Source organism: Photobacterium lipolyticum, assembly GCF_003026475.1.
Classification (GTDB): Bacteria; Pseudomonadota; Gammaproteobacteria; order Enterobacterales; family Vibrionaceae; genus Photobacterium; species Photobacterium lipolyticum.
The window spans coordinates 161,058-179,816 of record NZ_PYMC01000005.1 but is presented as its reverse complement, the minus strand read 5'-3'; the positions used below and the strand labels follow the sequence as shown (position 1 = coordinate 179,816).

The 18,759-nt window shown below is 44.4% G+C and carries 17 protein-coding genes and 1 riboswitch; of the genes, 14 read left to right on the top strand and 3 right to left on the bottom strand.

What is annotated here, in order from left to right; genetic code table 11:
• Positions 1–292: 292 nt before the first annotated feature.
• Positions 293–1,618 carry a group II intron reverse transcriptase/maturase gene (ltrA, locus tag C9I89_RS09490; RefSeq protein ID WP_245905458.1) on the top strand — a complete coding sequence of 442 codons (1,326 nt, stop codon included), beginning with the start codon at positions 293–295 and terminating at the stop codon, positions 1,616–1,618.
• Between the two features lie 114 nt (positions 1,619–1,732).
• On the opposite strand, the gene C9I89_RS09485 is transcribed toward ltrA, so the two are convergent.
• Positions 1,733–2,737, bottom strand: coding sequence for a Gfo/Idh/MocA family protein (locus C9I89_RS09485; RefSeq protein WP_107283108.1), 1,005 nt, complete (start codon positions 2,735–2,737; stop codon positions 1,733–1,735).
• 514 nt (positions 2,738–3,251) lie between these two features.
• On the opposite strand from C9I89_RS09485, the gene C9I89_RS22955 reads away from it, so the two are divergent.
• The 11 genes from C9I89_RS22955 to C9I89_RS09430 all read left to right on the top strand — a co-directional run bounded on the left by C9I89_RS22955 (position 3,252) and on the right by C9I89_RS09430 (position 12,621).
• Positions 3,252–3,488: a BRO-N domain-containing protein gene (locus tag C9I89_RS22955; protein ID WP_211315233.1), complete on the top strand. Its 237-nt coding sequence runs from the start codon at positions 3,252–3,254 to the stop codon at positions 3,486–3,488.
• Positions 3,463–3,804, top strand: a complete 342-nt coding sequence (locus C9I89_RS22810) for a BRO-N domain-containing protein (protein WP_281258257.1) — start codon at positions 3,463–3,465, stop codon at positions 3,802–3,804. Before C9I89_RS22955 ends, C9I89_RS22810 begins: the two co-directional genes overlap by 26 nt.
• Positions 3,741–4,073 carry a phage antirepressor KilAC domain-containing protein gene (locus tag C9I89_RS22805; RefSeq protein WP_107283105.1) on the top strand — a complete coding sequence of 111 codons (333 nt, stop codon included), beginning with the start codon at positions 3,741–3,743 and terminating at the stop codon, positions 4,071–4,073. The genes C9I89_RS22810 and C9I89_RS22805 overlap by 64 nt, the downstream gene beginning before the upstream one ends.
• Before the next feature lie 122 nt (positions 4,074–4,195).
• A complete protein-coding gene (locus tag C9I89_RS09465) occupies positions 4,196–4,498 on the top strand; it encodes a DUF1367 family protein (protein WP_245905460.1) in 303 nt (100 codons plus the stop codon).
• Complete coding sequence (locus tag C9I89_RS09460; RefSeq protein WP_245905456.1) at positions 4,498–4,833, top strand: nuclease domain-containing protein; 336 nt, start codon at positions 4,498–4,500, stop codon at positions 4,831–4,833. The genes C9I89_RS09465 and C9I89_RS09460 overlap by 1 nt, the downstream gene beginning before the upstream one ends.
• Positions 4,826–5,296 (top strand): VRR-NUC domain-containing protein, encoded by a 471-nt coding sequence (locus C9I89_RS09455; RefSeq protein WP_107283104.1) that lies wholly within the window; start codon positions 4,826–4,828, stop codon positions 5,294–5,296. Before C9I89_RS09460 ends, C9I89_RS09455 begins: the two co-directional genes overlap by 8 nt.
• Positions 5,297–5,396: 100 nt before the next feature.
• Positions 5,397–5,891: a hypothetical protein gene (locus C9I89_RS09450; protein WP_146155061.1), complete on the top strand. Its 495-nt coding sequence runs from the start codon at positions 5,397–5,399 to the stop codon at positions 5,889–5,891.
• Between the two features lie 121 nt (positions 5,892–6,012).
• Entirely contained in the window at positions 6,013–6,879 is an 867-nt protein-coding gene (locus tag C9I89_RS09445) for an LPD38 domain-containing protein (RefSeq protein WP_107283102.1), read from the top strand.
• Entirely contained in the window at positions 6,864–7,043 is a 180-nt protein-coding gene (locus C9I89_RS09440) for a hypothetical protein (protein WP_107283101.1), read from the top strand. Before C9I89_RS09445 ends, C9I89_RS09440 begins: the two co-directional genes overlap by 16 nt.
• A gap of 1,007 nt (positions 7,044–8,050) precedes the next feature.
• On the top strand, positions 8,051–10,840 hold the full coding sequence (locus C9I89_RS09435) for an RCC1 domain-containing protein (protein WP_107283100.1): 2,790 nt from the start codon (positions 8,051–8,053) through the stop codon (positions 10,838–10,840).
• 815 nt (positions 10,841–11,655) lie between these two features.
• Positions 11,656–12,621: a hypothetical protein gene (locus tag C9I89_RS09430; protein ID WP_107283099.1), complete on the top strand. Its 966-nt coding sequence runs from the start codon at positions 11,656–11,658 to the stop codon at positions 12,619–12,621.
• A gap of 600 nt (positions 12,622–13,221) precedes the next feature.
• A riboswitch (TPP riboswitch) is annotated at positions 13,222–13,320 on the bottom strand.
• Positions 13,321–13,447: 127 nt separating this feature from the next.
• On the opposite strand, the gene C9I89_RS22950 is transcribed toward C9I89_RS09430, so the two are convergent.
• A complete protein-coding gene (locus C9I89_RS22950) occupies positions 13,448–13,579 on the bottom strand; it encodes a hypothetical protein (protein ID WP_281258256.1) in 132 nt (43 codons plus the stop codon).
• Between the two features lie 16 nt (positions 13,580–13,595).
• Positions 13,596–13,868, bottom strand: a complete 273-nt coding sequence (locus C9I89_RS09425) for a hypothetical protein (RefSeq protein ID WP_107283098.1) — start codon at positions 13,866–13,868, stop codon at positions 13,596–13,598.
• Between the two features lie 394 nt (positions 13,869–14,262).
• On the opposite strand from C9I89_RS09425, the gene C9I89_RS09420 reads away from it, so the two are divergent.
• Together C9I89_RS09420 and C9I89_RS09415 are read left to right on the top strand one after the other, a co-directional pair.
• Positions 14,263–17,100: an AMP-binding protein gene (locus C9I89_RS09420; protein ID WP_107283097.1), complete on the top strand. Its 2,838-nt coding sequence runs from the start codon at positions 14,263–14,265 to the stop codon at positions 17,098–17,100.
• Positions 17,101–17,667: 567 nt separating this feature from the next.
• Positions 17,668–18,759, top strand: coding sequence for an efflux RND transporter periplasmic adaptor subunit (locus C9I89_RS09415; RefSeq protein ID WP_170107670.1), 1,092 nt, complete (start codon positions 17,668–17,670; stop codon positions 18,757–18,759).

Below are 18,759 nucleotides of genomic sequence, written 5' to 3'. Positions count from 1 at the left end.
ACCACCGTAAATGATGCAGTTGCGCAGTGAAAGTCCATGTCCTTATCTGGGGAGATCTGCTTAACATGCGATCGTTAACCTACCCAGCGTGGTCGCTGGTTCAATAGACCTGGCGTGTAAGCGTCATCAACTTACGCGAGCGAAACCGATGAACAACGATAGCGCTTTACGAGGTAACTCGTTAAGTGATTAAGCAGAAGTCAGCAGACGGCATAGTAGCCAAATGCCCATCGTAATGGTTGGGACACGGTGAAGGCCTGAACAGTTAGAAAAAGGAGGAGTCTTGCCACATTTGAACACACGAATACCGACCGGTAGTGACGTGATTCAGCATGCTGACATGAAGCCAGCCTTTAACCAAAATCTATTCGAACAAATCTTGCAGCGAGATAATTTACAAGCCGCATGGAAACGTGTTCGAGCCAACAAAGGGGCCGCTGGAGTCGATAACATGACTATCAACGAGTTCCCCGACTGGGTTAAATCCGGCCAATGGGACAAAGTTGAAACCGATCTGCGAGCAGAACAGTATCAGCCCTTACCCGTCAGGCGTGTTGAGATAGATAAACCTGATGGCGGTAAACGCCAACTGGGTATCCCAACCGTTATTGACCGGGTGATCCAACAAGCCATAGCTCAGGTACTGACGCCCATCTTTGACCCCGATTTCTCGAACAATAGTTTCGGTTTTCGCCCGGGTCGAAATGGGCAACAAGCCGTCAGGCAGGTTCAACGTATTATTAAGCAAGGACGTCATTACGCAGTCGATGTTGATCTGTCGAAATTCTTCGACCGAGTGAACCACGACCTATTGATGACTTACCTTAGCTATAAAGTGAAAGATAAACGTCTACTTAAATTAATTAGTCGATACTTGCGAGCTGGGGTTATCGATAATCAGCTTTATATGGAGAGTCGAGAAGGCGTCCCTCAAGGAGGCCCATTGTCACCACTTTTGGCGAACATCATGCTCGACCCGCTCGACAAAGAACTTGAGAAACGAGGACATAAATTTGCCAGATATGCCGATGATTTCACCATTCTGGTGAAAAGTCAGCGTGCAGGCCAACGCGTGCTCCTAAGTATCAGTCACTATCTACAAAGCCGCCTGAAACTAACGGTGAACACAACCAAAAGCCACGTTGTCAGAAGCATTGAAAGCAAATTCTTGGGATTCACATTCCGGGCAAACCGTATTCAATGGCATCCCAAAACACTGCTGAAGTTTAAGCAGCAAGTTAGGCGACTGACAAACCGCAATTGGGGAGTTTCGATGAAATATCAACTCTTCAAAATCAGCCAATATCTACGTGGCTGGATTAATTACTTTGGTATAGCCAACTGCTATCAACTCTGTGTCGAGCTTGATCATTGGATCCGGCGCAGAGTCAGAATGGCTTATTGGCGACAGTGGCGAAAGCCACGCACTAAAGTAAAAAGTCTGTTGAATCGCGGCGTTCGGATTCAATCAGCCGTTGCGTGTGGCATTACCAGTAAAGGCCCATGGCGTAGCTCGAAAACTCCGGGAATACAGCAAGCATTATCGAATGCCTACCTAAGATCTCAGGGATTGGTTGAACTGCGTGATGGATGGATTAGGCTTCACCATTCTAAGTGAAACGCCCTGTGCGGATCCGCATGCAGGGTGTTGTGGGGGCTGAGGGTTAAAGACCCTCGGCTACCCGATTATAAGCGCCGACACGACTCAACTTACGGGGGAGTTTGTCTTACCTCACCCGATTGAACGAACTAAATGCTGAAAGCCATTTTCCACTAAACTAGCTTCCATAATTGAAATGACTTTTCGGCTAGTCTCGGCAGGCATGACATCAGATTGATATTTCTCATTAAGAATTAATGAAGAGATATGCTCAATCTCGTATTCAAATCCCCCACCTCTCACGGGTGTGGCAATTTTCTGTTTCTTACCCTGATAGATAATGTCGATGTTTTTTGGATTCCACCACTTTTCATGGATAATGATTTCAACCTCTGGCCCCTTAATTATAGCTTCGCGCTTTAGATTACGAGTGATAGAGGCACAAACTCTACCGTTGATCTCTCCATCAAAAATTAATTCGACATTTTCGTCTACTTCAGATGTAGCGTTGTCTTTGCTATGTTTTACAGAGGGTTTTAATACAGTGCTTTTCGTGAGTTGACATAAATCAACGTACAACCATAAAGCGTACACACCAACATCTAAAGTTGCTCCACCACATAAATCAGGATTAAATATTTGCTGTTTGGTATCAAACTCATGCCAATTACCAAAGGCAGCTTCAACCGAGTCGATTTGCACATTGTTAACTTGAATAAACTGTCGCAATGCTTGATAAGCTGGAAAGGCTACTGATTTCATTGCTTCGACTAAAAGTAATCCCTTTTCTTCGGCAAGCGAGGACATTTCATCCCAGTCTTCTATGTTGGTAAAAGCAGGCTTTTCAACCAAGACGTGTTTTCCGTGTTTTAAAAATAGTTCAACCATACTTTTGTGAAAAGGATGAATTGTTGCAATGTAGACAACATCAACGTTTGGGTCTTGTGCTAGTGCCTGATATGAACCATAACTTCTTTGACAGCGGTATTCATTAACAAACATATCAGCTCGCAACTGGTCTCTTGCTGCGACAGCGTATAGCTCTCCATTTTCAACATGCTGTGTCAAATCCTTTACAAAACGATGCGCGATTTTACCTAACCCAGCAATACCCCAGCGAACCTTCTTATCAATCATTTACATACCTAATGAAGTTCAAAACTTGAAGAACAATACTACCTAGCTGTAACTCAAAGAATCAAGTGCGGTAAGTTGTTGAATACTTAAAGCTTATAACATTTTATTCAACGATCTCATTCGTATATCTGCCTTGTATCACCAGATATACGAATGAGATATACGAATTGAGTTCGTATATCCCTGCAACATCACCAAAGGCCAATGGTCCTCTAGCACCCAACCAGTGATTCTTACTGCTGCAAAAAGCAAGCTACCGCCCTTGGGTATCGGCCCAAAATCCGAAGCATTCATATTGAAGGCGGTATGATATCAATAAATATCATACAAAATTTGACTTATGCCTAATAAAGCGGTCATTCATAACTGAAATGTCTGCATTTCTGAAATTATCAGTCGTTTTGTTAAGGGTTATGGGCTGTTTTGACGGCGTAAGTGATTGAGAGGACAATGAATGCAGGGACTAACCATCCCACATGAGAAAAACGACCAATTCATAACAAAGGTAACGACCATGAATGATTTAGCTGTATTCGACTTCAACGGTAATAACGTCCGTACCCTGGTTGTAGATAGAAAGCCAATGTTTGTGGCAAAGGATGTGGCTGATGTCCTTGGCTATGTTAGACCCGATGAGGCTGTTTCTGCCCACTGTAGATATGTCGATAAAACGTCAATACTCAAGCACTCTAAAATGGCGGGTTCCAGTAACTACAAGACTTTGTGTGAAAGTGGTTACTCATCACAATGATATTATAAGGGAGTGGCAGGTCATCCCCGAAAGCGATGTTTACCGTCTAGTAATGCGCTCGCAGTTACCGGCTGCGGTAGAGTTCCAGGATTGGGTTTGTGAAGTGGTGCTTCCAAGTATTCGTCAAAATGGCGGGTATATTGCGAACCAGGAAAACGATGATCCTGAGCTAATATTGGCCAAAGCACTCCAAGTTGCTCAAAGGGTTATTGATAGCAATCAAGCTAAACTTGCGGCTGCAAATAAAAGCTCATCGAAGCCGCACCAAAAGTTGATTTTGCCGATCGTATCGCCGGTGCAGATAAAGGCGCATTGATCGGTAACTTTGCGAAAACAGTTGGCCTTGGCCCTAAGAAGATATTTTCCATTCTCCGAGAACACCGCATTTTGATGGCGGGTGGCGAACGTCACAACCTTCCTTTCCAAGAATACATTGATCGCGGCTATTTCACCGTTAAGCAGTCTACCTACGAAACCAATGATGAAGCGCGTATCGGTCAAACCACCCTGATCACAGGTAAAGGGGAGCTTTGGCTAACTAAGCGGTTTATTGATTTAGGTATTCTCAAAGCGCGAGCTGCGTAATGCCTCAGCTTGCCTTAGTTAAAACGCAGGGCGGTACGGTATCACCAAGTGAGCGCAGTCTGTTGCAGCGATTTTGCCGGATGCTGGCGCAATATGGCGGGGAACTTCAAACTCTGTAAGATCTGGCCTCCGGGTATCTTGATAACGTTTCTGCGCAGCGAGCAAACCTTGAGGTTGAAAAATCATTTGAGGCATACAGAAAGTGGGTAGTGGCTGAAGCCGGGTTTTATACCATTGTTGAGTTGCCGAACGGTACGACTCGAAAAGAAGCTAAAAGCATCCGCTTTGCCAAGATGGATCAGGCTGAGTTCGATGAACTTTATAAGGCCTCCTTCAACGTTATCTGGAACCACATTCTATTTGGTTATTTTGAAAACCAAGCCGAAGCAGAGCAGGCCGTTAATCGGTTGATGGGGTATTGGTGATGGCAATTAAGACACTGGCACTTCGAAGTAAGAAACTCACCCAGGCAGCAAAAGGTCAGCAATGCTCAGTGCAGATCATGGGTGTCTGCAACTTCAATCCCGAAACGGTGGTGCTGGCGCATTTGCCGAGCTCACGACACGGTTTATCCCGCAAAGGAAGTGATCACATAGCCTGTTTTGCTTGCTCAGATTGCCATGACCGGATAGACGGCCGCGTGCTTTACGACTGGCAGCCGGGCGAGAAAGAACGCTACATGTATGAAGCACTCTGCGAAACCTTAGAGCGTCTGGTTGATATGGAGTTGATAACAGTGAAGGGGGCCAAGTTTGTTTAATCAGTACGAGTTTCAAAAGCAGATCGGCTCGTCAGCAAAGCTGCTAACAGGTAGGGATGGCAAGGTCAAAAAGCAAAAGCGCGAGCCGGAATCGGCAGAGCAAAAGGCAGTTGTACTTTGGGCTAATAAGACTGAAATCAACGGCCTTATTGTCGGTGACTACCTGACCCATGTAGCCAATGAAGGCAAGCGTGGCCCGAAAGCGTCTAAAGACTTTATTGAGCTCGGTGGTTCGCCTGGTTATCCCGATCTCATTTTAGATATTGCGGCCAGTGGTTATCATGGATTGCGGATAGAAATGAAAGCGCCGGCGGAATACAAGTCAGCAATTAAAGACAACCAATATGAATGGAGCGAGAAACTGAACAATCAGGGCTATCTGAGTGTGTTCTGCAATAGTGCAGAAGAAGCGAAAACGCTGATCACAGACTATCTGTTGGAGCAATTGGGGGAACGGCAATGAGCAAGGCGATTGAACTATTAACACGTATGCATGCTGTTCGCAGTGTGACGGCAGATGAGCGGGGGCGATTCGCCTGCACGATGAACGCTTGATGAAGGCAATGAAAAACATCGGGCCCGATACCAGCAATATTCTGATCCGAACCCTGGCGACGGTGAACCGGTTCTTGTCAGCGGTAAATACCTCATACAATCCTGAATTTGTTGTCGGTAACTTTGCCCGGGATATTCAAACCGCTGTGTTAAACCTTTCTGCAGAACAAACTCGCAAAGACGGCAAGATCAAAGGCGGGAAGATCGTTGAGCAGGTGATGAAGGATATTCCAACATCCATGCGTGCAGTTTACGCCTCACTGCGCGGTAAGAAGCTGGAAGGAAAAGCAGCACAGTGGCAGCAGCACTATGAAGAATTTATGGCTGAAGGCGCTAAGACCGGCTGGTTTGACATGAAGGATATTGACGCGCAAGCCAAAGAGCTAGAGCGCATGACTGAAATGGCCAATGGATCCGTGAAAGGCAAGCTGTATAAGAGTTTTGATGCGGTAACCGGTGCGATTGAAAACGCGAACATGGCAATTGAGAATGCTGTTAGGTAGTCTGCTTACGTCAATGCGCGTAAAGCAGGGATTTCCCGCAGGAAAGCTGCAAGCCTGGCTAAGAATATGACGGTGAACTTTAACCGGCGCGGAGAAATGGGAACCACATTAAACGCCATGTATGTTTGCCAACGCATCTATTCAGGGATCTGCTAACTTTGCCCGAACCATGTACGGCCTTAATGGTGACGGCAAGTTGAAATGGCAGAACCTCAATAATGGCCAGAAGATAGCACTTGGTGCCATTATTGGTAGTTTTGCTTTTGCGGCTATGAATCGGGCAGGTGAGGATGATGATGGTGTGAATTGGTACGACAAAGTGCCAAATTACGTGAAAGAGCGCAATTTTGTCATCATGAAATCCTTCTTGGGTGGTGAGCAAGATGGTAGCTACTGGAAGATCCCCATGCCATATGGTTATAACCTCTTCAGCGTGATCGGCACCTCAATGGAAGCGGTCGTCTCTGGCAGTAAAACCACGGCAAGCGGGGCGGGTGACATTGTAACCGCGGCACTTGGCTCTTTCTCTCCGATCGGAATGCAAGAGTCTGATACAGCATCAGGCTTTATTCTAAAAAATGCCCTGCCGACAATCTTAAAGCCATTTGCTGAAGTCGGGTTGAATGAGAATTTCATGGGTGGCCAGGTTTACAGAGAGAACTTACCATTCGGCACACCTCGACCAGATAGTGAGCTTGGCCGCAGGGGAACAGCGGAGCAATACAAGAAGTTCGCGCAATGGCTCAATGAAAAAACAGGAGGCAGCGCTTACCGTTCTGGTGGAATCGATATTAACCCGGACGTGATGAAGTACGTTGTTAACTACTTAGGCGGTGGGGCATTACGCTTTGGTATTGATAAAGCACCAGAGATTGGTTCGGCATTGATGGGTAACGATGTTGAGGATCGCAATATCGCCTTCTGGTCGCGGATAGAAATAAACTCTACCACAATCATCAAAGTGAGCTTGGCTTGTTACCTTTGCTAAACGGCACTGAAAAGCAGTTAAAAACACTTCGTAAACGCCGGGATGCGATCTACCAAAACAGCACAACACCGGCAGAAAAAGATTTACGACTTAAGAGTGTGGAACGACAAATAAAGAAAGTGATCGATATGTTTAACCAGCGCTACGAGCAACAGGTAAATTAAATTGTACTGACTCACATTCGACCTGACGTTCGAGATACTAGATTCAACTTCATGTGACACACCTACGCTCTGAGACTCCTAATCGCGAGCGCAATCGTCAGTTTCTAGCAACATATCAACTCTGGATAGCAATGGGAATGTCGCTCACCATACAAACTGGCTTTTGCCCCAATGCTATTTAGAGCATTTGTTCATTCGTATTCTGTTAATAATGGTTTGCCATAGATTTATTCATGCTTATTTTATGAACAAATCTCACGATGTCGTTATCGGATGGGTAACGAGGATGTTGCTCACTTCCTCCCAATAGCAAGCGTGGCGCAATTTCTGATGTGATTTTTAAAGTTGACCTTTGACGCTTGTTTTCAGAAAAAACGCGCATACATGTCAGTTCGAAAGTACCCAAAGATTGTTAGGGCTGTCGCTCTACTTATCCAATACACACGAAACACGAAGTGTCAATTTTTATTACGCAATCGTCCCCAATATTTAGTAACCAATTTTACTGAATAATAGTATCTTGGCTTTTAACATGCATTTTCTCATACCAGAGTTTGGTATCTGTGAGCGGTATTTTGAAAAGTAGAGGGCTATTCTCACAACTCAGAGAAGAAAAGTATGATCAAATACTCCAATCTGTTCACCCACCTCTAAAGGCACAGTGATCTGTGTCAAACTCGCATCACATAATGTATGACTTTAATGGCATGTGCAGCTAGAATTCCATACAAAACACCATCTGAGGCTGGAAGATGCATTTTTATTTTTAATTCAGCCTCTTAACCTCGCAACCCTGATGCAAGTTTCAATTGGCAGCCTGAAGAAGAGGTTTATCCATAAAGGTGCATGATAGTAATTTTCATTTAGTCAATTTCTACGACATAGATCTGGACAACATCAACATGCAGATTTTTGGTTTGATATTTATGATCGGACAGCCGTTTATTAACGATTGTCTAATAAAGAAAGAAGTTGTTCTAAAAATATAAAAAAGGATATAACTAACAATGAAAAAGGTTGGCATTATTGCAGCTTCGGTTGCGCTCATTCTGGCAGGATGTAATGGTGATTCAAACTTAAATAAAACCTCACCTCTACCCTCATCTAAGTCAAATAATATTATCATTACAGCCATGGATGGTTATTTCAAAAATGCTGTCATTTTTAATGACAAAAACAATGATGGAAAGTGGCAATCCTCAGAGTTTCTTGGTCTTACTGATGAGTTTGGTAAAGTTGAAATTTCATCAGATTTTTCTGGCGTACTTGGGGTTCAAACTCTTACCCCAGATGGAGCAGCCTCCATACAGCTTGCTAAACTAGATCCGACAAAATATGCGGGTGTATACACTATTGATATGGATCGACCTTCTCAACCTGTAGCCCATGAAGTCATATTTTTCGCTCCTGCAAAATCCACAGTCATTTCACCCATCACTGATTTGATCATTATTAATGTTACTGATGTGAATGATGACGAAATGCTGCTTCTTGCAGAAAAAACGGTTAAAACTCAACTTGGCTTAACTTCTAAAGAGATGCTTTATAAAGACTTTGTTTCGGGTGGTGATGCCAATATAGAACTCCACAAGATCGCTCAAATTCTAGCTGAAACGAAAGTAGCAACACCAACATATAAAGATGATATTACAGAGATCATTGCTGAAGCGGTGAAGGTAGTTAAAAGTATTGCTGGTACAGACAAACTCACTGATCCAGATTACAGACCAGTGGTAGATGGCAATACCGACACGATACCAAAAGAAAACGTCCTAATAAAAGTAAATGAAGATGCGTATAGATTTCTACAAGATCAACTTGATAATGCCGGTCTAACAACAGATTCAACTGATATTAGCTTGACATATTCACTACAAAACATAGAGGTACGTGGTAAAGACGGTCAGGATATGTTTGTACCTCTGTTCCATGATGGCGACAGAACTGATCAATCTAGTGTCAAGCTATCCATTGTTGAAGGCAATCATGATGGCGACAATAAATCTCCACAAGTTCACCAGCTAGAAAATGGGTTACTTCTTAAATTGTATCCTGACACGAATACACTCTCGCTCACGGGTGATGTTATTAATAAACTTGGAGGAGAAGAATTTAAGATCTATGCAGAAGATGTTAGTTCTACAGGCGATAAAATGGGGCAGGCTATCGCATCATTCGAGCTGAAAGTAGCACGTAGTTCGGATGATATAGACAATAAACCACCAGTAGTTTCAGATACTGTAAGTAGAGCTTTGCAGGCAACAGTCGAGGCTCAGTGGCAGCTTGTAAAAGGTACTCATTTCGAACAGACTTTACCTCTTGACGGTCTATTTTCTGACCCTGAAAACGATACGCTTATACTTCGTGCTGATACTAGCATGAGCATTGATAATGGGATGACAGCTGAAATTGTTGATGATTATGTTGTAGTCAAAGGAACTCCGCTAAAAGCAGCCTCGGAAGATAGTATCACCAATAAACTATACCTTTTTGCTAAAGATATTGTAGGTCAAGAGCTTTTTGTGATAATCGATCTACCTGATGTACAAGAACCTCAAGGCGATACCCTTATTCCAACTGTAAGTATTTCCAGCACCAGTACATCTTTTGCCGCTTTAAAAAGTGATGGTTCTGTAGTTACTTGGGGTAGCTCCAACTATGGCGGTGACAGCTCATCCGTCCAAAATGAACTTGTGGACATAATAAAAATTCATAGTTCGCGTGAAGCATTTGCAGCTCTGAAGGAAGATGGCACTGTCATTACTTGGGGTAGCTCCATCTATGGCGGTGACAGCTCATCCGTCCAAAATGAACTTGTGGATGTAAAAGAAATCTATAGTTCAGAAAAGGCCTTTGCGGCGTTAAAATCTAATGGCTCAGTCATTACTTGGGGGGACTCTTCAAATGGAGGAGATAGCTCATCAGTAGAAAGTGAGCTTGCTGATGTCAAAAGTATCTTCAGTAATAATGCGGCCTTTGCAGCTCTGAGGGCTAATGGAACTGTCGTTACTTGGGGCTGGGAGTTCGGTGGTGGTGATAGCTCATCTGCAAAAGATGAACTGGTGAATGTAAAAAGAATAACTGGTTCAAATGAAGCTTTTGCTGCCTTGAAGAATGATGGCACAGTTGTTACGTGGGGATACCCGCTTTCTGGTAGTAATAGCTCATCGGTAAAGAATGAACTTATTGATGTGAGGGAAGTTTTTAGCACAGAAACTACTTTTGCCGCTTTGAGAAATGATGGTACCGTCGTAACTTGGGGAAATGGAGCCGGGGCTGATAGCTCATCCGTGAAAAGTTACTTGATTACTGTAAAAGACATCACTAGTAATTGGGCGGCTTATGCGGCTTTGAAGAACGATGGAACTGTCGTTACTTGGGGACAGGAAGATTTTGGTGGTGTTACTACACTCATTCAAGATGATCTCACTGACATAAAAGAAATATTTAGTACATCGGCTGCTTTCGCTGCCTTAAAAAACGATGGGACAGTCGTTAGCTGGGGTCATAACGGATATGGAGGTGACAGCTCACTTGTTCAGAGTGAGCTTGTTAATGTTAAAAAGATCGTTAGTAATGTGGGTTCTTTTGCAGCTTTAAAGACCGATGGGACAGTTGTTTCTTGGGGGAGTGATGGTGATGCCAAGTACGTGCAGGACAATCTAACTAATGTCAAAGAAATCTTTTGTACAGACAAGGCTTTTGCTGCACTTAAGAATGATGGTTCAGTTATTACTTGGGGTTGGCGTTACGATGGTGGTGACAGCTCATCCGTAGAGGATGAACTGAGACACTAAGAAAATAGTCGTAACCGTTATTGGTTGACACTTAGGGGCAAAAGTGTCTGGATAAAAGCCTCGTTCTAGTGCCAAATTAAGAGTTAGAACGAGTACCTATACCTAATGTCAACCTTGTGACTAATGCCGCTCGCACTAAAGCGAGCGGCTTTCTTTTGGTTTTGTTGAAAAATGAATTTTAGATTAGCTTATTTCAGTAAACAGTTGGCTATTTCACGTTACTCATCCCTCTAATGAGAACCTTGTCATATTTCTGCTTATCGGAAAGCTTCGAATTAAAGCAAAAGATCTAACTCGCTGTGTGCCCATTCTCATTTAGATCTTAAACTCATTCACAGGCTGTTAATGTTGGTTTGCTATACATTTCTAATCTCTTTTTCTGATCGTGATACAGCACAAGGTCTATCAGTGGCAAACATTTATTCATTTGCCAGCGCAAGTTTAAAATGTCACATAACTCCCCAGAATAGAAATGTCACTTGTCCCCTCAAAATGCGGTAGTCATTATGCCTGTCACGTTAAATCGGTACAGAACTAGCGTGATAGTGTAACGGTCAAAGCTCTGTCTCAGAAAAAATTTTCTGTGAATTCTGAGTCAACACGCTTTTGCCGGAAACTCAGGTCAAATCGTACCACACAAAAAAAGCGCCATGATCACGCCCCTCTGATGAAGTTCACTGTTCGTTGTTATTACGAACAACATGACTGAGAGCCTACAGATTCACAGGCTGAATCGTTTATATTCTACCCCCCCCACACTCGTGATAAACTTATTGCATACCAACAAGTTAACGAAAAAATTTAAGGATATGGATATGTCTAAAATCAAACTCATTCTGGCGATTGTCGGTGCGCTGTCCCTTACAGGTTGTGCGGCACCAAAAGGCACACCAATCCCTGAAAAACTCACTTCACAAAACAAATCCGCAGAGGACGTCATTTTGCTAGACAAGAGCAAGGCGATGAACCTGCTGTATCTCGCGACGAGGATCGAGCCAAAACGTGCGGATAATCTTGATCGACTATCTTTGCAATATGATGAAAACCTTGCAGCTAGTCAAAATACAGTTGTTGCTGGTAATGCGCTGCTAGGCTTGATGCAAGGCGGGTTGCTTAATGGCTTTCTAAATGGTTTTGCTATAGCCCCAGACAATAAATTAAGCATCTCAAATCGACAGGTGAATACTTTTCGTATTATTCCGCTAATGCCTGATGAATCAATTTCGCAAGCGGTAGATGCAACGAATGAAAAAATGACAAAAGCTATAAAAGCATCGATGACGAAATTGGGCATGAATCCAGTCTCATTTGAGGGGCCAGTTGATTACTTCCTATTTGGTTCTCCACAGGATAAATTAATCCATATTTACCGTACGGATACCCCTGAATGTAAAAGCCTTGCTGAAAAGCAGCCAACTCCAACTTCATTCCACGGTAAACCTAACTGTATCATTAGCAATTTAGGCAATTTTTCTTCTTATATTGAAGGTGAGTTGGATTTGTTGGGTATCCCAAAAGCCAAGGGGTATTTAGTTTGGAACTCGTCGCATTCATATAGTGAAGACAACTGGAGAACCAATGTTTTCAAAAACATGCAGTTAGACAATGCCTACCTCTATATGCCTTCCGTATTTTGGTCTAAAAACAAGAGCATATGGCTTGAGAACGAAGCGTTGTTTAAAAGTGCTATGGAAAACGGCGATATCACCATAAAGCCGTACTTATTAAAGCTTGACGGCTCTGACGAAAAGCTTTTATTTGGACAGTCGCAGACTCAATAAGTAAATCAAATTCGGATTTACAGAAGGGCTATGACCAAAAACTGGTCATAGCCCTTCTGTTTAAGCTTTCCGTCAAAAGCGTTCATCGTTCATGAGACCATTTGACTTACCAGAAAAGTCCCTACACGCTAGCTTCTTCCCGGAAGCGAGCATCTTAACGTGTATCAAACAGCCAGTGGTACAGGCAGAAATTTCGTGGTTTGAGATACTTTTCCTTATCCGAGACGTTCAAGTTAGATCATAAACTCTAACTAACTTATGTCCAAAACTGAGATAAACCCACAAAGAAAACGAATGGTGATAGTATATTAACTATCATCATTTTTGCATTTGTAGATGGTTAACTTGAGCGTAGTGGCTCTCGAAAATTCCCGTTAGCGAGCGTCTTTGTGCGTATCACACAGTCAGTTGCAAGTGGGGGTATTGAGCGATTAAGTGAATTAAAGACAACGGTAGAAGGGTAGTGAAGAGAATGAATTGAGTGATGATAATGCCTCCTTTAACGGGGGCAATATGGGGGCAATAGTGAGAGTGTCAAGGAGTGAATATCAATAACTTACGGGAAACTCACTTTTGTTAAGTGCATGATATTTAGTGGTTTTTCTTTGTTGGTATATTCCCTACGCCAGTGTTAACTGGATCAGGTTCAACGGGTCCCACCGAAGTGGTCTCAGCCTTATGGCCCCCCGACTAACTACTTGTTTAATAAACGTTCTAAATTACATTCAAAAGTAAGATATAAAACGTTTAGGCATATATCCTAACACCTCCGTTGACAATTATTTACCTCATGCCCACTCCTCAAATGGGCGGGAATAAATTCATATTATGTCTTCGTTGAGCTTCCTGTAATTACTGCTGCAGCAAGTGGGGCGGCGACGATTGTGGTTGCGATACCAGCCAGCAACAATGCTGCGACTAGCAACGCTGTAGCGCCCATATCATCTTGATTTTCCATAGGATCTTCCTCGCAGTTAATTGTCATGAAAAATACCAGCACTGAGACTGAAACCGCCAACACCAAGGACATATCCAAAGTCATACCAACCGCCATTGTTATAAATGGCATAGATGGCGATATCGTCACAAAACAGGGATCCAAGCCACGCGAAGATGATGATCAGCCCGTGCCATAAGCCGTAGAAAAAGCCAACGGGTTCCACTGACTCGGCTTGGCTGAAACTGATTGAATCAGCACATCCAACTAGCATCAGAGTAAATAACACAACTAGGAATAACTTCTTCATGCGCAGATTATTTCCTTTTTATACAGTGATTGGGAGATCACTGTATTTCTTATAAGAATAGCAGCGTGAAGCGCATAGTTGGGTAACCTCAAGATCCTTAAGTCAAGGCGCAGCGCAGGCTATGTCGTCAGCAATGATGAATTCCCGGTCTGTATAGGAAAGATATTTGATGCAATTAGTTGATAAAATTCGCAATTATTTATGCTAGTGGGTCTCAGTGATATTTTTTTCTGGCGAATTACGTCTCTTGTTTGAGCATGCCTGCAATGGTTATATCAGGAGCAATACGAATTTGTTCATTCATGAGGATCGAAAACCATACAAGCTGCTGAATTTGGCTACACTTTGAACATACTTGTCATAACAGTCAGCCACAGCTGTAAGGATACGTGCTATGCAGGTCGATTCTGAAAGTCCGCTAGGTCGAGAGCCGGAGCAAACAGCGCAATCAGTACTGAATGTCATTAAAGATTTAGTTAACGAACTGCGGCAAGGGCAGGAACTTTCTGAGCCGATTCAGCTCGATTGTGATTTTGATCGTGATCTGGGGTTTGACAGCCTTGCACGTGCCGAGTTGATCCAACGTATCGAGCTGCAGTTTAAGGTCAACCTGCCAGATGAAACGCTGGCCGTGATAGAAACACCACGGGATTTATTGCGGGAATTGCTGCAAGCTGAAAGTCAGGACACCGCTTTAGTCTCCGAACAAATAATTCGTCAGATTAAGCTTGGGGCCGTTGATTCTGCGCCTGAACAAATGGAAACACTCCAACAAGTTCTTGACTGGCATGTGAAGGCGCATCCGGACCGTCCGCATCTTTATGTTTATCAGAATGCCGATCAGCTCACCGAAATCAGTTATCGGGCATTGCGGGATGAAGCACTGCGGATTGCATCCGGGCTGGTGAAACTCGATGTTGAACCGGGTCAGTGTGTTGCCATTATGCTGCCAACCAGCAATGACTATTTTTACAGTTTCTTCGGGGGACTATTTGCCAGAGCCATTCCGGTTCCTATCTACCCCCCGGCACGGCCTTCACAGATTGAAGATCACTTAATGCGCCATGCCCGTATTCTGCAAAATTCTCAGGTGCGTATCTTGATCACTGTCCCGGAAGCCAAGCCGCTTTCGCAATTGCTCCGGCTACAGGTACCATCTATTCAAGCCGTGGTCACGGTTGACGAGTTAAGGCAACGGCCAGGACCGCTCTCGACGGGGGAGGCTCAGAGCACGGATATCGCTTTTTTACAGTATACTTCGGGCAGTACCGGAAACCCCAAAGGCGTAGCTCTGACGCATGCCAACCTGCTTGCTAATGTCCGGGCTATGGGCAAAGTGGTGCAGGCTGATTCGAGCGATGTTTTCGTCAGTTGGCTACCGGTATACCACGATATGGGGTTGATCGGTACCTGGTTCGGCAGCCTTTATCATGCCATGCCCTTGGTGATCATGTCGCCCTTGCTGTTTTTGTCAAAACCTCAGCGCTGGCTGTGGGCGATACATCACCATCGCGGCACCTTGTCACCGGCCCCCAATTTTGCCTATGAGTTATGCATCAACAAAATCAACGATGACGAGCTTGAGGGGTTAGATCTCAGCAGCTGGCGCTTGTCATGGAATGGCGCCGAACCAGTCAGTCCCAGTACGATACGTCGTTTTACTGAGCGATTTGAAAAGTATGGCTTTCGCCCTGAAACCATGTCACCGGTTTATGGATTGGCAGAATGCTCGGTTGGTTTGACTTTCCCGACTAGCGTGCGTCTTCCCCTGATTGATCGTATCAGACGTGAACCAATGGAGCGTTTTGGCCGGGCGATACCGGCAGCAGCCGATGAGGCTAATGTTATACAGGTCGTGGGCTTAGGTCAGCCGCTGCCGGGACACCAGATCCGTATTGTTGACGAATTTGGCCGAGAGCTACCGGAGCGGGAAGAAGGAGATCTGGAGTTTAAAGGGCCTTCTGCTACCCAGGGGTATTATCGGGATCCGGCGAAGACGCAACAGTTGTTTCATGGTGAATGGTTGGATACCGGTGACCGCGCCTACCTGGTCGGTGGCGAGCTGTTTATCACCGGACGGAGCAAAGATATTATTATCCGTGCGGGTCGAAACATTTATCCCCATGAGCTGGAAGAAGCCGTTTGTAATATTCCCGGGATCCGAAAAGGCTGCGTCGCGGTATTTGCCAGTCATGATAGTCTGTCTGGTACTGAACGGTTGATTGTATTGGCAGAAACACATGAAACCGACAAAGCGCAGCAGCAGCGGCTTCAGCAGGAAGTAAAAGATCTTTCTCTGGATCTGCTGGGCAGTCCTCCAGATGAAGTGGTGATCGCACCACCTCATACCGTCCCTAAAACATCCAGCGGGAAAATTCGCCGCGCAGCATGTAAAGATCTCTATGAGCAAGACAAACTGGATGTCCGCCAACGTACCGTATGGTGGCAGACGATCCGTTTGATTATGGCAGGAGTAACGCCCCAGCTGAGGCGTTATTGGCGAATAGTTTCAGATTTTAGCTATGCAGCTTACATGTGGCTGGTCATGGCCGTCCTTGCGCCATCTGTCTGGTGCCTCGTTGCGGCGGTCCCAAATAAACGCTGGTGCTGGTCGGTTACCCGACTTGGCGTTCGTTTACTGATTTGGTTTACGGGAACGAGGGTAACATTTAAGGGACAGGAAAACCTGCCGGCCGATACCAGCCCCTGCATCTTAGTTGCAAATCATTCCAGCTACCTTGATGGAATGATAATGGCGCTGGTAGCCCCGGCTAAATGTAGTTTTGTCGCCAAGGCTGAACTATTGAAAAATCCTTTCGCCCGTATTTTCCTGACCAGGCTGGATACCGAATTTGTAGAACGCTTTGACATGCAAAAAGGTGTGACCGATGCCCGGCGGATATCTTCCAATGCCAGGAATTGCCGGTCGCTGTTCTTTTTTCCCGAAGGAACTTTATACCGAATGCCCGGCCTGCACGAGTTTCATCTGGGGGCGTTTATTGCGGCGGTAGATGGTGGTCTGCCTGTCGTGCCAATCACCCTTTGTGGTACACGTTCAAAATTACGTGGTAAGTCTCTGTTTCCCAGACGGGGAGATATCAGCGTGACGATTGGAAAACCACTGACACCGCAAGGAACCGACTGGAATGCTGCCCTCGCTCTGAGGGATCAGGCCAGAGAGGAAATTCTGTGCCATTGTGGTGAACCTGATCTGGCACATTCAACAAAGTAAGAGCAATCACAGGTGGTCAGGTAGCTAACACTATGAGTTATTGTGAGAGGGAGATCATCAATTTTCTGCCTTTCTAATTCATTTGCTCGGTACCTTTGTTTTGTACGTTTATATTCATATTTACCCCAAAAAACCACCTCATGATGCGAAATTCAGGGGGTCGTCTGGAAACTCAATTCAAATTAAATGTGGAGAAATAGCGCTCCCTTTCAAACACTTTAGTGGTTTGGAGCTATATTTTTCGAAGATGAGATGTGTGTCTAATATTTGACCAAAAAAAGATTTTCATGGTGATTATTCAGCCTGTGTCATTAAAAATGACCAGAGACACAAATATATGAAAATATTCATGTTCTTAATCTTTATATTGTCAGCGCTACACTGAGAAGGACGGCTCAATCTCGGTCAGTATGAGCAATAAGTTTTAACATATAGATATGAAACTGGCGGGCGGTGCTTAACCTTTAGGTCTTATCTTTATTTTTTTACCAGAGTTTGATGGATTCCGAATTTTTAAAGACGCCAACGGTGATCGCGAATCGTCAATATCGGCAAAAGGAGTTGTACATGTCTGTTTTTCGTCAATTGTCTGAAAAACTGAAAGCTAAGCCATATTTAATTGCTATAACACTGACACTGCTGATTTCAGTTTGGATGGTATCCGGACAATTATCTCAGAGCGAAGATGTTCATACTGCTACTAGCAAAGAGTTAAATGAGGTACTTCCTCGCGTAAGAACGAAAGAGGTTAAGGCAGAATTGGTTACCCGCAGCGTAACCCTCTACGGCCGAACTGAGCCCGATCGTAAAACCACGGTGGCGGCTGAAGTGCTCGGACAGATCATTGAGGTGTTGGCACCGCGTGGTAGTGTTGTAAAAAAAGGCGACTTGATCGCTCGTATTGATAAAAACGATCTTCCTCAGCAACTTGATTATGCTCAAGCCCGGCTCAAACAGAGAGAAATAGAATTTGATGGTGCCAAAAAATTGAGCGCTAAGGGATTTCAAGGTAAAGCCCGGTTGGCAGAGACTGAAGCATCACTAACACAAGCGCGTGCCGATTTAGCTAAACTTAAACTCATGCTATATAAAACAGAGATTCGAGCACCGCAATCGGGAATACTCAACGAACGCTATATCGAAGAAGGTGATTTTGTTTCTGTAGGAACCGTGATTGCCCAAATTGCTGATATCGATCCTTTGATCGTACGGGCCGATGTTACCGAAAAAGATATCTACGCCATCAAGTTGGGTCAAAAGGCCGTAGTTCGCCTGCTGAACGGCCAGCAGGTTGAGGGCGAACTGCGCTATATCTCACGGGTCTCAAATGTAGAAACCAATACCTTCAAAATTGAAGTCAGCATTCCAAACCCAGATTTTGAACTCTGGGCAGGCGTCAGTGCCGAACTCAGTTTGCCATTAGAAAAAACTCGAGCTATTAAGGTTTCTCCCTCATTAATGGCATTGGATGAGGCTGGCAATATTGGTATTAAAACGGTGGAAAATGGCGTGGTCAGTTTTCACCCGGTTGACTTAGTGAAAACTGAGAAAGACGGGGCCTGGTTAGGTGGTTTTGATGAGAGCGTTGAGGTCATTATTCTCGGGCAAGGTTTTGTAAAGGCAGGCGATCATGTCGAAACCACTAAGGTGGAGAATTAA

Bases quoted from the DNA above. Each gene is read 5' to 3' on its own strand.
- C9I89_RS09485 (WP_107283108.1), bottom strand. From the start codon at position 2,737: ATGATTGATAAGAAGGTTCGCTGGGGTATTGCTGGGTTAGGTAAAATC.
- C9I89_RS22955 (WP_211315233.1), top strand. From the start codon at position 3,252: ATGAATGATTTAGCTGTATTCGACTTCAACGGTAATAACGTCCGTACC.
- C9I89_RS09460 (WP_245905456.1), top strand. From the start codon at position 4,498: ATGGCAATTAAGACACTGGCACTTCGAAGTAAGAAACTCACCCAGGCA.
- C9I89_RS09450 (WP_146155061.1), top strand. From the start codon at position 5,397: ATGAAAAACATCGGGCCCGATACCAGCAATATTCTGATCCGAACCCTG.
- C9I89_RS09445 (WP_107283102.1), top strand. From the start codon at position 6,013: ATGTTTGCCAACGCATCTATTCAGGGATCTGCTAACTTTGCCCGAACC.
- C9I89_RS09435 (WP_107283100.1), top strand. From the start codon at position 8,051: ATGAAAAAGGTTGGCATTATTGCAGCTTCGGTTGCGCTCATTCTGGCA.
- C9I89_RS09430 (WP_107283099.1), top strand. From the start codon at position 11,656: ATGTCTAAAATCAAACTCATTCTGGCGATTGTCGGTGCGCTGTCCCTT.
- C9I89_RS22950 (WP_281258256.1), bottom strand. From the start codon at position 13,579: ATGGAAAATCAAGATGATATGGGCGCTACAGCGTTGCTAGTCGCAGCA.
- C9I89_RS09425 (WP_107283098.1), bottom strand. From the start codon at position 13,868: ATGAAGAAGTTATTCCTAGTTGTGTTATTTACTCTGATGCTAGTTGGA.
- C9I89_RS09420 (WP_107283097.1), top strand. From the start codon at position 14,263: ATGCAGGTCGATTCTGAAAGTCCGCTAGGTCGAGAGCCGGAGCAAACA.
- C9I89_RS09415 (WP_170107670.1), top strand. From the start codon at position 17,668: ATGTCTGTTTTTCGTCAATTGTCTGAAAAACTGAAAGCTAAGCCATAT.